We start from the raw sequence: 14,798 nt of genomic DNA, 5'->3' as shown, positions 1-14,798 counted from the left end.
TTTATCCCTTATTTCCGCACTGGTTATGAACATTTCTATTTCACCACAGAGGACACCGAGTATACAGAGGAAAGAAATAATCTGTGGTGAAATGATTCATTTCTATGCCATTATAATTATCTTTGCGGCATTCTATGCCCACAAACTAACTAATACCTGTTAATTATTAAAAAACCATGAAGAAACTTTTCGTATTACTTATGGCATTGTTTACCCTGGCGCAAGTGGACGCCCAAGAAAAGAACATTATCCGCATCGCAACGGACAACACTGACTTAATTCTCCAAGTAGCTCCTAACGGACGACTCTACCAGGCTTATCTGGGCGATAAGTTACTGAACGAGAAAGACATCAACAACTTTTCTCCTTACGTAAAAGGAGGAAGTGACGGTAGCGTATCCACCCGCGGATGGGAAGTATATCCGGGCTCCGGCGCCGAAGATTATTTTGAACCGGCTGTAGCCATCACGCACAATGACGGGAACCCGAGTACGATTCTCCGCTATATATCCTCCGAGCAGAAGGCAGTGGCGGGCGGAACGGAAACGATCATTCAACTAAAAGACGATCAATACCCGGTGGAAGTCACACTGCATTACATCGCTTATCCGAAAGAAAACGTCATCAAGACGTGGAGTGAAATCAAACATGCAGAAAAAAAGCCTGTGACCTTATGGCGTTATGCTTCCACAATGCTTTATTTCTCCGGAAACGAATATTACCTGACAGAATTCAGCAGCGATTGGGCAAAAGAAGCACAAATGAGCACACAACCTCTGTTGTTTGGTAAAAAGGTGATCGACACCAAACTGGGAAGCCGTGCTGCCATGCACACCCACCCGTTCTTCGAGCTTGGTTTTGAACAACCGGCACAGGAAGCACAGGGACGTGCCATGCTAGGTACTATCGGATGGACAGGAAACTTCCAGTTCACTTTCGAAGTGGACAACGTAGGTAATCTCCGTGTAATCCCTGCCATCAATCCTTATGCATCTGATTATGAACTGAAGCCGAATGAAGTGTTTACAACTCCTGAATTCATCTTTACTTTCAGCAACAACGGCACGGGCGAAGCCAGCCGTAACCTTCACGCATGGGCACGCAACTACCAGCTGAAAGACGGACAAGGCGACCGCATGACTTTATTAAACAACTGGGAAAATACTTACTTCAAATTCAATGAGGAACTGCTTGCCGAATTGATGAAAGAAGCTAAACATCTTGGTGTAGATATGTTCTTGTTGGATGACGGCTGGTTTGGCAACAAGCACCCACGCAACAGTGACAATGCCGGACTGGGTGACTGGGAAGTGATGAGATCCAAACTGCCGGGCGGTATTCCTGCCCTTGTACAGTCTGCCAAAAAAGCCGGAGTGAAATTTGGTATCTGGATTGAACCCGAAATGGTCAACCCTAAAAGTGAGTTGTTCGAAAAGCATCCCGACTGGGCTATCCAGCTGCCTAACCGCGAAACATACTATTACCGTAACCAGCTGGTACTCGATCTTAGCAATCCGAAAGTACAGGACTTTGTATATGGCGTAGTGGATAAGATCCTGACAGAGAATCCGGAAGTGGCTTTCTTTAAATGGGACTGTAACTCTCCAATTACGAATATTTATTCTCCATATTTAAAAAATAAGCAGGGACAACTTTATATCGACCATGTACGTGGTATATACAATGTATTGAAACGCATCAAAGACAAATATCCGAACGTGCCAATGATGCTTTGCTCCGGCGGTGGCGCCCGTTGCGACTACGAAGCTCTGAAATATTACACAGAATTCTGGTGCAGCGACAACACAGACCCGATAGAACGTCTGTTTATCCAATGGGGATTCTCACAAATCTTCCCGGCAAAAGCCATGTGTGCACACGTAACCAGCTGGAACAAGAAGACAAGCGTGAAGTTCCGTACGGATGTGGCAAGTATGTGCAAACTGGGCTTTGACCTCGGACTGAAGGAACTGAATGCAGATGAACAGACTTATTGCCAGAATGCGGTTGCCAACTGGACGCGTCTGAAAAAAGTGATTCTGGACGGCGATCAATACAGACTGGTTTCTCCCTACGATGGCAACCACATGTCCCTCATGTATACCTCACTGGATAAGAACAAAGCTGTACTTTATACCTATGATATCCACCCACGTTTCGGTGAGAAACTGCTCCCGGTAAAACTTCAGGGACTGGATGTGAAGAAAATGTATAAGGTGAAAGAAATCAACCTGATGCCGAATTCCAAATCGAATCTGGCTGCCAATGAGAATACTTATTCAGGAGATTATCTGATGAAAGTGGGAATCAATGCTTTCACTACGAATCAGGCTTTTAGCCGTGTGATTGAGCTGACTGCCGAATAGAAGAGAACTGAATAGTCAGACCCAAATATAGTAAAAACAGAAAAGGGGATTCATCGTTACTGACGTTTCCCCTTTTCTGTTTTTACTATAATCATTATGCTGCAAATAACTTATTATATTTTAATTATAAATGCTACAATAGCAATAAGTATGTAATGCAATTATATACTCTGGGAGGATGACAGATAATCTTATTTATTTGCAGTCCATTTGATTATCAGATTTTTTAAATGTACGCTATTTATTGGTTTAGGCAGAAAATCATTGCATCCTGCTTGTAGTGCGTTCACTTTATCTTGTTCGAAAGCAAAAGCTGTAGTAATGATTATAGGGATTTCTTTGTCCTGTTTCCGGATAAGTGTAGTAGCAGTCAGTCCATCCATGACTGGCATCTTTATATCCATTAATATAATGTCCGGTTTCCACGATTGATACATTTCTATGCCCTCCTGACCATTTTCAGCATGTTGTAATTCATAGTTTTTACGTAAGATAGAAGCTATCAGGAGATAATTGCTTGAATTATCTTCGACAATCAGAATACGCAATTTACGAGTTTCGGTACTAACGGCTGACAGTGTATGAGAGTGCACAGAAATCAGCCCATCCGTACAGATGTTGTTACTTTCCGGTTGAGTCCAAGGGATGGTGAACCAGAAAGTGGAACCTACCCCCTGCTCACTTTCTACTCCGATAGTACCTCCCAACTGTTCTATAATGCTTTTGCATATAGATAATCCTAGTCCCGTTCCTTGTACGAAGCTATTCAGTTTGACGAAACGCTCGAAAATAGAATCTACCTTGTCGGGAGAAATACCTGTCCCAGTATCGGTCACATAGAAATGGAGCATATTGTCGGGAGTAATTTCATATCCTACTGTGATACTCCCTTGAGAAGTGAACTTCAATGCATTGTTGACGAAGTTGGTAATGACTTGTGTCAGACGGTTCTTATCGCTGTGTAAACGACACTCACCTTGATGACCGCTTCGCAGCAACTCGACACCTTTCGGAACTTTTATTTTGTAAGACAGTACAATTTCTTCAAACATACGGTTTACATCTATGTCTCCGAAAATAAAGTCAAATGTGCCTGCTTCTATTTTGGAGAGATCCAGAATATCGCTGATGAGTTGCAACAACAAATCATTATTTTCACGGACTATTGCCATATACTGCGAACGTTCGTTTCTGTCTTCCGTATCAGCTAGTAAATCGGCGAATCCAACGATGGCGTTGAGTGGAGTACGTATTTCATGACTCATGTTAGCAAGAAAAGCACTTTTTAAACGATCCAACGTTTCGGCGTGATTTTTCGCCTCAATCAGCTTTTCTTCCATCTCTTTCAGCTCAGTGATATCATAATTAATACACACTAGCTCTATGATGCCTTCTTCAGGGCGGTAATCCCGAACAAGAATATTAACACAACTCCAAGTATATCTATCCCCACGATTAATACGAACATTTTCACGGAACTTTTTAAGTACTCCTTTCCTGGCTTCTTCCAGAAAATATTCTATCTTCCCTCTATCTTCGGGATGGATATACTCGCATGAAGTGAAGAGTTCTTTCAGTGCCTTATCTTTAGTCTCTCCTACATTCAAGTACCAACTGTCGCTAGCATATCCTTCGCATTTGATAAGATCATAACGGGCATACCCCACCTTGGCATAATCGCCTGCTAATGAGAAGAACTCCTCAAATTCTATAATGCGACTCTGCGCATTTTGAGTTTCGGTATTATCTATAACCAGAATAAAGTAATTCGTAATCTTTCCTTCATGATTACGCAATGGAATTATCTTGGTGATCAGTGCACGCGTTCCCTTCTGAGGGGTCTGATAATAATCCACCATCTTGTCAAAACTATAATTGAAAGACAAGTCAACGGTTTCACCAGTACGTATTCTATCTTTCAAATCTTTATTGGCAAGCGGATGCTCAAACAGATTAATACCTAATAAATCTTCTTTCTTGGCCACTCCGAAAATTTCAGCATCTTTATCATTTACTTCTATCAGTTTACCATCAGCATTATAAAGCTCTATCCCGGCAGGTATGCTGGATAAAAGCCACTTGAAATATTGATGTCTATTTTCGGCCTCTTCAACAGAACGTCTCAATTTCAGGCAAATGCTTAGTATGTTCGCAATGAATGTAAACCACAAACGTTCGTCTTGTTTCCATTCTTTTTTTTGTGTGGCGAATTCTATCCCAACGTATCCCCATATATCATTACCTGATAATAATGGAAGAAATATAATCGAATTGATATGCCTGCCTTTCATCCACTCTAGTTTCTCTCCTCCCTCGAGTGGGATATCCGATAAATTCAATATGATAGGGATACCTGTTGTGAGTCTGCTGTTCCACCAGTCTGATTTATCTATAGCATTACACATATTCTCCTCATAGATAAGCTCGTGTCCTTCTTTGCTCACTTCGTATATACAGTTCTCACAGGTATAGTTGTTATCAAATTCCATAATATAAGTATGATCGGCATTGAACTGTATCAACAGTTCTTTCAGCATCATATGGACAGATATAACTGCATCTTTCTCTTGCAAGAAGACAAGTAAAGCATCGGATATGGAATTTTGCCAATAAAGCATACGTTCGAATCGTTTACCCGAATCGGATTCCATGTAGCTGGTTTCTTCTTTACTCAATTGTTGTAACATACCCGTGCAACGATTCGTGTCCTGCCCACCAGCAGCCCGTAAAAGCACCCAAATCTTTCCTTTAGGGGTATTAACAGGAAGCCGTTGTTCGAACATCTCATCACTACCTTTATAAAACAAGCTAGTATAATTAAACAAGTTCCGGTAATCTTCGGGGAGCAGTTGCTGAAAATCATGGAAAGACATTTCATTTTTTCCGGCATCCAGTCCCAACAACTGGGCCACAAAATCAGAAAAAAGATACATTTCTTTATTATAATCAGCTTCCCACCACCCCATGTTGGACACGGATATAGCTTTATCCCAACGGGAACTATCCTCTTTAATACTATTGTTCATAATGATATATTTTTATTTTCTTCGAAGTTTCAGCAACACTCTTCTATGAAGAGCTCGTGCTTAATGGCTAGATTGTACTTAGCTTAAACCCACTTATAATAAAGGGGTATGATAGAAAAACAGTTTGTAGGAAATAATTTCAAATATTTTCACACCGTATGTCATTGCTTCTTGTATAATAGTGAAATGCCGTGAGCTCTGTGTAGATTCTTCATTCATAACTATTTCTTTATACATTTGTCTGCTTGTTTTTAATTGATAAATCACAATAATTTCCAAAGTTCAATATTTTATTTAATAAAACAAACAAATTAAATAAAAAAGTTGCAGCTACACCGTAACTTTTTACGATATAGCTGCATAATGTTAAAGAGAGAGAATTTATATAATATAAGCATAGTCTCACGACCCTCCTGATATTCAATGAACATTTTGTTTCTTTACCTATTAGACGCACGAAAGCTCAAATTACTGCACTTGAGACTCTCTTTTTTTAGTTAAAGAATAAAAAAAGCCGCTACTTCACAAGAATAGCGGCTCATATCTTTAAAACATTTTGCTGACACGTTCAATCCCTGCCACCAATGTGTCTATTTCCGATTTGGTATTGTACATGGCAAACGAAGCACGTACAGTTCCCTCTATACCAAGACGTTGCATGAGAGGTTGTGCACAATGATGCCCCGTTCTCACGGCAATACCTAAACGATCCAGCAACGTGCCAAGATCGAAATGATGGATATCTCCCACCAAGAAGGAAATGACTGCTCCCCGTTCGGCTGCTTCACCGAATATACGCATATGGGGGATTTCTTTCAAGCGTTGCAAAGCGTAAGTTGTCAGTTCATGCTCATGGGCGGCTATCTGTTCAATACCATGTCCATTCACATAATCAAGGGCTTTTGCCAGTCCGGTAGTTCCGATATAGTCGGGCGTACCGGCTTCAAACTTGAAAGGAAGTTCATTAAAAATGGTCTTCTCGAAAGAGACATGCTGAATCATCTCTCCTCCTCCCTGATAAGGAGGAAGGCGATCTAACCATTCTTCTTTTCCGTAAAGCACTCCGACACCTGTCGGACCATATATCTTATGGGCGGAGAATACCAGAAAATCGGCATCCAACTCCTGTACATCTACTTTCATGTGAGGAATAGACTGTGCAGCATCTATCAGGCAAGGTACACCATGCGCATGAGCTGTTGCGATCATCTCCTTCACCGGATTCACTGTACCCAGTACGTTCGATACATGAACCACACTGACTATTTTCGTACGTTCGGAAAATAGTTTTTCATATTCATCCAGCAGAAGTTCACCTTTGTCGTTCATCGGAATCACTTTAATGGCAATTCCTTTGCGGGCAGCCAACAGTTGCCAGGGAACGATGTTACTATGATGTTCCATCACGGAAACAATCACTTCATCCCCTTCTTCCATAAACTCGTCGCCAAAGCTGGAAACAAGCAGGTTGATACTTTCTGTTGTTCCGCGTGTAAAGACAACTTCATTCGTGCTACGGGCATTGATGAACTGACGTACCGTTTCACGGGAAGCTTCATGCAGTTCCGTAGCTTGCTGGGAAAGATAATGTACGCCGCGATGCACATTGGCATTGACGGAATAATATTCATCCACCAGCGCATCAACCACCAGACGGGGTTTCTGTGTTGTCGCACCGTTGTCGAAATAAACCAAAGGTTTACCGTAAACCGTACGGCTCAATATCGGAAAATCTTCACGTATCTTTTGAATATCCACGTTCATTATTTTTTAGTGGTTACTTACAAATAGCACAACCCTGACATCTATTCAACTCGCCACGGAAACGTTTCTCTACCAATAGATGCAAACGATCTTTCAGCGCTTCCAAACGAATGGTATCGATCACTTCGTTGACAAATGCGAACATCAGCAGCAGACGGGCTTCTTTCTCTGCAATACCACGCGAACGCATGTAGAATAATGCGCCTTCATCCAACTGACCTACTGTTGCTCCATGCGAACATTTCACATCATCCGCATAAATCTCCAATTGAGGTTGTGTATACATTCTTGCATCACGCGTAGCACACAGATTCCGGTTAGTCTGTTGGGAATTCGTATGTTGTGCATCGGGACGCACGAGTACCAATCCGGCAAACGCACCTACCGACTGGTCGTCGAGTACATACTTGAACAGCTCATTGCTGGTACAGTTCGGTACGGCATGGTCAATACTTGTATGATTGTCTACGTGCTGGTTCTTGTCAGCAATCGCCATACCACAAAGATTTATTTCGGCTCCTTCTCCTGCCAGCAGCACTTCGGTCGTGTTGCGGGTAGTACCATTATGCAAAGTCATTCCGTTGAGCAATACATTGCTGTTGGCCTCTTGCTTTACATACAGGTTACTGATACGAACTGTGCTTGTATGTGTTTCTTCCAGTTCATACATATCGAATACCGCATTCTCACCTGCAAACACTTCAATGACTTGTGTCGCCAGAAAGTTCACATTATCCATTGCATGGTCACAAATCAGCAAACGGGCTTGCGCGCCATCCTCCAGAATAATCAGTACGCGACGGTTCACCATAAAGTTAACATCTGCACGCAGGATATTTACCAACTGGATCGTTTTTTCCACCACCACGTTCTTCGGCACATAAAAGACAACGCCATCTTGTGCAAAAGCGGTATTGAAAGCAGTCACACCATCCTTGGAAGTATCTGCCAGTTGACCGTAATACTTCTTCACCAACTCCGGGTGTTGCTCGGCCACTTCTTTCAGGCTGCCGAAAATCACACCTTCCGGCAGATTTCCTGTGGGAAGTGCTCTATTATAAAATGTGTCATTTACCACAAAATACAAGGAGGTACTCATATTCGGCACATCACACTTAAACACCTCATACGGATTGACCGGAATAGCCAAACGATTCAAGTTCAAACCGAAATCCGGTTCAAAGTACTTGCTCATATCCGTATATTTGTACTTCTCCATCTTACGGGTCGGAAATCCGAGTCGCTCAAAATCGGCAAATGCTGATGCACGAGGCGCATTCAGCACTTCGGCACTATGCTTGCAGATCATCGCTTCCGTCTGTGAGAAAAGTTCTATATATTGTTGTTCAACCATCATAGCTTATATTTTTTTATTTACAGGCACGGATTACACGGATTTCACAGTTTAAAATACATGAGCAAAACCGCGTTATCCGTGTAATCCGTGCCTAAAATTATTCTCCTACTTCTTTCTTGATCCAATCATATCCTTTTTCTTCCAGTTCCAGAGCAAGTTCCGGTCCGGCAGTTTTTACGATACGACCTTTATAAAGGACATGCACAATATCAGGCTTGATATAATCGAGCAAACGTTGGTAGTGGGTAATAACGATTGTACTTGTTTCAGGAGTTTTCAGCTTGTTCACCCCTTCCGCAACAATACGGAGTGCATCAATATCCAAACCGGAATCTGTCTCATCGAGGATGCTCAAACGCGGTTCCAGCATAGCCATCTGGAAAATCTCGTTCCGTTTCTTCTCACCACCGGAAAAGCCTTCATTCACCGAACGGTTAGCCAGTTTATTATCCAACTCCACCACCGCACGTTTCTCACGCATCAGCTTCAGGAACTCACTGGCGGTCAGTGCAGGCAGACCTTTATATTTGCGTTGCTCATTCACAGCAGCACGCATAAAGTTCACCATGCTCACACCCGGAATTTCTACGGGATACTGGAAACTAAGGAAGATTCCTTCATGGCTACGATCTTCGGGGCTCAACTCCAATAGATCCTTTCCATAAAAAGTGACCGAACCTTTTGTTACCTCAAAAGCCGGATTACCCACCAATACGGAGGAAAGCGTACTTTTACCGGAACCATTCGGTCCCATAATAGCGTGCACCTCACCGGGATTCACCGTCAGGTTAATACCTTTCAATATCTCTTTGCCATTAATACTGGCATGCAGGTCTTTTATTTCTAACATGATTATATTTACTATTTTTTCATTTACTATTTACTATTAAAAACCTATACTACCGACAATTTACCTCCAATAAGCACACAGCCAAATAGTAAATCGTAAATTGTCAAATAGTAAATCACCCCACGCTTCCTTCCAATGAGATGGTAAGCAGCTTCTGTGCTTCTACCGCAAACTCCATCGGAAGTTTATTCAACACTTCCTTTGCATATCCGTTCACAATAAGTCCGATAGCATCTTCTGTCGGAATACCGCGCTGGTTGCAATAGAATATCTGGTCTTCACTGATCTTGCTCGTCGTAGCTTCATGCTCTACCACTGCCGTCTCATTGTGAATATCCATATACGGGAAGGTATGTGCACCACACTTATCTCCCAATAACAGAGAGTCACACTGGCTATAATTACGGGCATTATCCGCTTTCTCGGCCACGCGTACCAACCCACGATAGGAGTTCTCACTATGTCCGGCGGAAATACCTTTACTTACAATCGTACTACGGGTGTTCTTACCCAGATGAATCATCTTCGTTCCGGTATCTGCCTGCTGATAGTTGTTCGTTACAGCTACGGAATAGAATTCAGCAGTCGAATTATCGCCCGTCAGGATACAGGAAGGATATTTCCAGGTGATTGCCGAACCGGTTTCCACTTGTGTCCAGGATAATTTACTGTCCACTCCTTTACAGTTACCGCGTTTGGTCACAAAGTTGTATACACCGCCCTTGCCTTCCGCATCTCCCGGATACCAGTTCTGAACGGTACTGTATTTTACTTCTGCACGGTCGTGCACAATGATCTCAACGATAGCGGCATGCAACTGATTTTCATCCCGCATCGGAGCCGTACATCCTTCCAGATAAGAAACATACGAATCATCATCCGCTACAATCAGCGTACGCTCAAACTGTCCCGTATTACGGGCATTGATACGGAAATAAGTGGAAAGCTCCATCGGGCAACGCACTCCTTTCGGAATATACACGAAAGAGCCGTCAGAGAACACTGCGGAATTCAACGCTGCAAAGAAATTGTCCCGATAACCTACTACCGAGCCCATATATTTCTTCACCAGATCCGGATGCTCCCGCACGGCTTCACTGAACGAACAGAATATAATCCCTTTCTCCATCAGCGTTTCCTTGAAGGTAGTCTTTACGGAAACAGAGTCCATAACGGCATCCACTGCCATTCCACTAAGAGCCATTTGCTCTTCCAGAGGAATTCCCAGTTTATTAAACGTCTTTATCAGTTCAGGATCGACTTCCTCCATGCTCTTCGGTCCTTCTTTCTTCTTTGTCGGATCGGCATAATAAGAAATTGCCTGATAATCAATTTCAGGGATACGGAGATGTGCCCAGGTAGGCATTTCCAGCGTCAGCCAATGGCGATACGCTTTCAGTCGAAACTCCAGCAACCACTCCGGTTCGTCTTTTTTCGATGAAATCAGACGAATGACATCTTCATTAAGTCCACGCTCAATGATGTCCGTATGCACCTCTGTGGTGAAGCCGTATTTATATTTCTCCTCCGCAAATTTCCGGACAAACTCATTATCAGTCTTCTTTTCAAGTTCGTCTTTCTGATTGGGTTTCATTTTATTGGGTTCTTGTTGCATCTTTATCTTTATTCTCTAATATATATTGTTGCGTCATATTCTTCGCAGCAGGGAAAAAGATCCCCGCAAACGTTTCCATCGGATAATATAACAAAGATTCCTCCTTTTTTGTTGCACTAATTAACTTATTATCGCTGTCCACAAACTCTATCGCACCAATCACTACACTCGTTAACAACAGAAACTTAAGTGCTCCCAGCCCACTTCCTAACCAGCGATTCAGCCAGTTCAGCGAAATAGCCTGCATTGCTTTTGTCAATAGCGAGGCAATCAATACAAAGATCAATGGTACGGCAATCCAGATCATGATAAAAGCCAACACTTGCGCAACTGTCATTGAATCCGTCACTGTCGGGCAAAGCTTCTCCGCCAAAGAGGCATACAGAGCTTTCGCTGCCATCAGACCGACTATCAACCCCAAAATAGAAGCCAACTGACGAATGAAGCCTTTTACAAAACCTACAATCGCTCCGGCGCCTATTACAATAAGGATAATTATATCAATCGTTGCCATATTCTTCTATTCTATGATATAATTCAGGCACGGATTTCACGGATTACACGGATTTATTAAAGAACCGTGAAATCCGCGTAATCCGTGCCTGATATTGATTCAGCACTGCCTATTACAGTGTCTGTTTCACTTCTATTTCTTCGAATGTCTCGATCATATCGCCTACCTTCATGTCGTTGCAGTTCACCAGACTGATACCACACTCGAAGTTTGTACCTACTTCCTTCACATCGTCCTTGAAACGTTTCAATGCGTTGATGTTTCCGGTAAAGATTACGATACCATCGCGGATCAAACGAGCCTTGTCGCTGCGTTTCACCTTTCCGGTCTTCACCATTGCTCCGGCTACCAGACCGACTTTCGTGATATTGAATACTTCGCGGATTTCGATGGTTGCAGTAATCTGTTCCTTTACTTCCGGAGCCAACATACCTTCCATAGCAGCCTTTACCTCTTCGATTGCATCGTAGATGACAGAATACTTACGGATGTCAACACCCTCTTGGTCGGCCATCTTACCGGCAGCCCCCGAAGGACGTACCTGGAATCCGACAATAATCGCATCCGAAGCGGCAGCCAGAGAAACATCAGATTCAGAAATAGCTCCCACACCCTTATGGATAACATTTACCTGAATTTGTTCCGTAGACAACTTAATCAACGAATCGCTCAACGCTTCCACAGAGCCATCCACGTCACCCTTAACGATGATGTTCAATTCCTGGAAGTTACCCAAAGCAATACGACGACCCAACTCATCCAATGTAAGGATCTTCTGAGTACGCAAACCTTGTTCACGAGCCAGCTGTTCACGTTTATTAGTGATTTCACGAGCTTCCTGATCGCTTTCGACTACATGGAATGTGTCACCTGCAGCAGGAGCACCATTCAATCCCAGAATCAATGCCGGTTCGGAAGGTCCTGCTTCCTTGACGCGTTGGTTACGTTCGTTGAACATAGCCTTCACACGTCCGTAGCTGGTTCCCGCCAATACGATGTCTCCCACTTTCAGAGTACCGTTAGATACCAATACAGTAGCTACATATCCACGTCCCTTATCCAGTGAAGATTCGATGATGGACCCCGTAGCATTACGGTTCGGATTTGCCTTCAGGTCGAGCATTTCTGCTTCGAGCAATACTTTTTCCAGCAAGTCTTCCACACCCATACCTTTCTTGGCAGAGATATCTTGTGACTGATATTTACCACCCCATTCTTCAACAAGGTAATTCATTGCAGCCAGTTCTTCTTTAATCTTATCCGGATTTGCAGTCGGTTTATCTACCTTATTGATTGCAAATACAATAGGTACACCGGCAGCCATCGCGTGATTGATCGCTTCTTTCGTCTGTGGCATCACGTTATCATCGGCAGCCACAATAATGATAGCAATATCCGTTACTTTGGCACCACGAGCACGCATAGCGGTAAACGCTTCGTGACCCGGAGTATCGAGGAACGTAATACGACGACCATCTTCCAGTTGCACGTTATAAGCACCGATATGCTGGGTAATACCTCCGGCCTCACCGGCAATTACATTCGCCTTACGGATATAGTCGAGCAAAGAAGTCTTACCGTGGTCAACGTGTCCCATCACCGTTACAATCGGAGCACGCGGTTGCAAATCTTCCGGAGCATCTTCTTCTTCAACAATAGCTTGTGCCACTTCCGCACTTACATATTCAGTCTTGAATCCGAATTCTTCAGCCACCAGATTGATGGTTTCCGCATCCAAACGCTGGTTGATGGAAACCATGATACCAATACTCATACAAGTAGCGATAACCTGATTAACCGAAACATCCATCATCGTTGCCAATTCGTTAGCCGTAACGAACTCGGTCAACTTCAATACCTTGCTGTCTGCCATTTCCTGATCTTCCAGTTCCTGCATACGGTTGGAAGCCATTTCACGTTTCTCTTTACGGTATTTGGACGTTTTATTCTTACCTTTGGTTGTCAGACGTGCAAGGGTTTCTTTTACCTGTTTTGCTACGTCTTCCTCGCTCACTTCCTGTTTGATAACCGGCTTCTTGAAGCGATCTTTATTGTTGTTATTTCTTCTGTTGTTATTTCCCTGTCCGTTGGCCTGACCGCCCTGACCGTTACCATTGCCACCTTTACCCTGTACATTAGGTCTCGGAGCAGCAAAGTTGGAAGTTGCAACATTGTTAACGTCCACCTTCTCTTTATTGATACGGTTCCGTTTCTTCTTGTTTGCAGCTGCTTCCGCACTGTCCTTAGGTCCGCTCTTCGCCAATTTAGAATCATCCTTACGGATTTCCTTGATGATAGCTTCCTTCATCAACTTCTTCTGATCCTGACGGATTTTTTCCTTTTCTTCACGTTCGCGACGTTTCTCTTCCTTCGATTTCTTCTTGGGGCGAGTAGACTGATTCAATGCAGCCAGGTCGATCTGACCGATCACATTAATCTTCGCGCCTAATTCCGGTTGACGGATTTTGAAAACACCATCATCCTCCGGAGCCTTTTCCGCTACCGGGGTTACTTCAGCCTGTGCAGTTTCCACCTTTTTTTCTTCTTTATGTTCTTCCGCCTTCACAGGTGCAGTTGCTACTACCTTCGGCTCTTCTTTTTTCACTACTTCCACTACTTTTTCAACTTCTACCGGCTTCGTCTCCACTACAGGTTCCGGCACTACTACGGGCTCAGCCACCACTGGAGCAGGCTCTACAACAGAAACAGGAGGTGTCACCACCTCTTCCTTCTTCACCTCGGGTTCTTTCTTCTCGGGCTCCTTTTCCACTTCGGGTTTAACGACAGGCCGTTCTACAACAGGTTCTTCCTGTTTCTGTTCCGGTGCTTTCTCCACCTTTTCAGGTTTACGACCGTTCAATTTATCCAAATCAATTTTTCCGACAGGTTTAAACTTCGGACGTGCATCCTCAGGTACGACTGTCTTAATCACATCTTCCGACTTCGGCTTTTCGGGCTGCTTTTCGAAGCCTTCAATCGATACCGACGCCTTATTACGTTCCTTATTCTGACGTTCCTGTATGAAACGCTCCGATTCAAGTCTAAGGTTCTTATCTGTACTAAACTCCTTTACGAGTATAGCGTATTGCTCCTCGCTAATTTTGGTATTAGGATTAGCCTCAACGGTATGCCCTTTCTTTTGCAGGAACTCAACTACCGTCGCGATTCCTACGTTCAAATCTCTTGTAACTTTGTTTAACCTTATCGTCATATTTTAAAATTAATGAATAAATGGAGCTTGTTTAATTGAGAATTGAGAATTAAAAAATAAAAGTCTGCTACATTATGTTGTATCGCAATTTTTTA

The 14,798-nt window shown here is 43.2% G+C and carries 8 protein-coding genes; 1 reads left to right on the top strand and 7 read right to left on the bottom strand.

What is annotated here, in order from left to right; translation table 11 throughout:
* Positions 1-176: 176 nt before the first annotated feature.
* Entirely contained in the window at positions 177-2,366 is a 2,190-nt protein-coding gene (locus tag NXX38_RS08250) for an alpha-galactosidase (protein ID WP_258979051.1), read from the top strand.
* A 191-nt stretch (positions 2,367-2,557) separates the two neighbouring features.
* Here the strand turns inward: NXX38_RS08250 and NXX38_RS08245 are convergent, their stop codons facing one another.
* The 7 genes from NXX38_RS08245 to infB form a co-directional block, all read right to left on the bottom strand.
* Positions 2,558-5,392, bottom strand: coding sequence for an ATP-binding protein (locus NXX38_RS08245; RefSeq protein ID WP_258979050.1), 2,835 nt, complete (start codon positions 5,390-5,392; stop codon positions 2,558-2,560).
* Between the two features lie 546 nt (positions 5,393-5,938).
* Positions 5,939-7,150: an aminotransferase class V-fold PLP-dependent enzyme gene (locus tag NXX38_RS08240; protein WP_195648974.1), complete on the bottom strand. Its 1,212-nt coding sequence runs from the start codon at positions 7,148-7,150 to the stop codon at positions 5,939-5,941.
* 19 nt (positions 7,151-7,169) lie between these two features.
* Positions 7,170-8,513 carry a Fe-S cluster assembly protein SufD gene (sufD, locus tag NXX38_RS08235; RefSeq protein WP_258979049.1) on the bottom strand — a complete coding sequence of 448 codons (1,344 nt, stop codon included), beginning with the start codon at positions 8,511-8,513 and terminating at the stop codon, positions 7,170-7,172.
* A 97-nt stretch (positions 8,514-8,610) separates the two neighbouring features.
* Complete coding sequence (gene sufC / locus NXX38_RS08230) at positions 8,611-9,363, bottom strand: Fe-S cluster assembly ATPase SufC (RefSeq protein ID WP_004298251.1); 753 nt, start codon at positions 9,361-9,363, stop codon at positions 8,611-8,613.
* 115 nt (positions 9,364-9,478) lie between these two features.
* Positions 9,479-10,957 (bottom strand): Fe-S cluster assembly protein SufB, encoded by a 1,479-nt coding sequence (gene sufB / locus NXX38_RS08225; protein ID WP_004307399.1) that lies wholly within the window; start codon positions 10,955-10,957, stop codon positions 9,479-9,481.
* Between the two features lies 1 nt (position 10,958).
* On the bottom strand, positions 10,959-11,492 hold the full coding sequence (locus tag NXX38_RS08220; RefSeq protein ID WP_148364164.1) for a CvpA family protein: 534 nt from the start codon (positions 11,490-11,492) through the stop codon (positions 10,959-10,961).
* A 112-nt stretch (positions 11,493-11,604) separates the two neighbouring features.
* Entirely contained in the window at positions 11,605-14,703 is a 3,099-nt protein-coding gene (infB, locus tag NXX38_RS08215) for a translation initiation factor IF-2 (protein ID WP_148364165.1), read from the bottom strand.
* Positions 14,704-14,798: the final 95 nt, after the last annotated feature.

This window comes from Bacteroides sp. BFG-637 (assembly GCF_024793605.1).
Taxonomy (GTDB): Bacteria; Bacteroidota; Bacteroidia; order Bacteroidales; family Bacteroidaceae; genus Bacteroides; species Bacteroides vicugnae.
This window is presented reverse-complemented; position numbering and strand designations above follow the sequence as displayed.

Excerpts from the sequence above, each read along its gene's own strand:
- sufC (WP_004298251.1), bottom strand. The coding sequence starts at position 9,363 with ATGTTAGAAATAAAAGACCTGCATGCCAGTATTAATGGCAAAGAGATA.
- sufD (WP_258979049.1), bottom strand. The coding sequence starts at position 8,513 with ATGATGGTTGAACAACAATATATAGAACTTTTCTCACAGACGGAAGCG.
- NXX38_RS08220 (WP_148364164.1), bottom strand. The coding sequence starts at position 11,492 with ATGGCAACGATTGATATAATTATCCTTATTGTAATAGGCGCCGGAGCG.
- NXX38_RS08245 (WP_258979050.1), bottom strand. The coding sequence starts at position 5,392 with ATGAACAATAGTATTAAAGAGGATAGTTCCCGTTGGGATAAAGCTATA.
- NXX38_RS08250 (WP_258979051.1), top strand. The coding sequence starts at position 177 with ATGAAGAAACTTTTCGTATTACTTATGGCATTGTTTACCCTGGCGCAA.
- sufB (WP_004307399.1), bottom strand. The coding sequence starts at position 10,957 with ATGAAACCCAATCAGAAAGACGAACTTGAAAAGAAGACTGATAATGAG.
- infB (WP_148364165.1), bottom strand. The coding sequence starts at position 14,703 with ATGACGATAAGGTTAAACAAAGTTACAAGAGATTTGAACGTAGGAATC.